The following is a 1198-nucleotide window of genomic DNA, read 5'->3' on the forward strand; positions in this document are numbered from 1 at the left end:
GTGCTGGCCGACCAACCACCCGAAGAGCGCGCGCAGGACGGCCAGCGCATAGGCTGTTGAGCGCGTTGTCAGGTGCCCGGCAAACGGGCGCCAGGCCGGTGTGGCGCGCGGGCACGGCGGCCCGATCCAGCGCGCGGCGGGCGTCGGATGTCGCAAGAAGGTGCGATAGGCGATCGCGTCGTCGGTGGTGAGCGATGAAAGTGGGACGCGCCGTTCCACGATCGCCCACAGCAACAGCCGCTCCGCCTCGCGCCGGTAGGCACGTGCGGTGTGCGCCGATTCGTGCAGTGTCAGCCAAGCCTCGATCGCCTGGTAGTCGTTGGTCGCGGCGAGGCCACAGGTGTCACGTGGGGCCCGGAAGCGGCCGTGTGAGCCATCGAGGGCCGCGGGCAGGGACTCAAGTGACCACAGCGGGACGAGTTGAGCCCCGTCGGCCTCGTACGCGACGAGCGTAGCGGCGTGCTGGACCAACGCGTGATGGGCGGCCAGGAAAGTCTCGATGCGTTGCGCGCCCTGACGGCCGAGCCCCGTAATGTTCCGCCACCAGCTTTTGCGCCGCGCCCGGTGCACGAGCAGGTCGGCGAGGGAGTTGATGTGGGCGGTGGCGAGCGCGCGTGCGATGCGCGGCGGCAGCCACCGGTTCACGGGGTCGGCTGGCTGCGGTGCGGGAATAGGCGTGGTGCGCAGCACGTTGAGCGCCGCGACGACTTGCGCCGCATGGCGGGTGCGGTCCGCGGCCGGGTGCGTGAACAGTGGAATCAGGTCGTCGCGCTGGCGGGCCGTCGCGCACGCGACCAGTTGGCGACGAATGCGGCTCAGCAGTCCGCGCGATGACTGGCCATCGTCGCGCGGGTGGTCGAGGTAGCGCATAACGGCGGCGCGCGCGGTGAGTCCTTCGTGCCAGGCACGCAGGGCTGCCAGCTCGGACAGGCTGGGGAGCTCGGGCGGGGCAGCGGGCGTTCCGGCTAACGATCCGTTCCCCGTGCGTAAGCGCGGGGCGGGAGCGGTTTTCATACAACCAGTTTAGGTCGCCCATAAGCTGCATGCGATAAGAGTATTTATCGCAAACCACCTGAAGGAGCATCCACCCAATGTCGCGTTTCGCGTGCTCGGCAGCACGCCGAGTCCTATGATGCGATGGCTCTCACATGAGGGACCGTCTTGCGTCGTGGAAAACATTAAGATTCTGACCGAGCTT

1 protein-coding gene is annotated in these 1198 nt (G+C 68.1%); it reads right to left on the reverse strand.

What is annotated here, in order from left to right; genetic code table 11:
* On the reverse strand, nucleotides 1-870 hold an 870-nt coding region (locus JMF90_RS37855), incomplete at its 3' end, for a site-specific integrase (protein WP_236593063.1).
* Nucleotides 871-1198 lie beyond the last annotated feature (328 nt).

The organism is Burkholderia sp. E168m23 (assembly GCF_016586125.1).
GTDB lineage: Bacteria > Pseudomonadota > Gammaproteobacteria > Burkholderiales > Burkholderiaceae > Burkholderia > Burkholderia orbicola.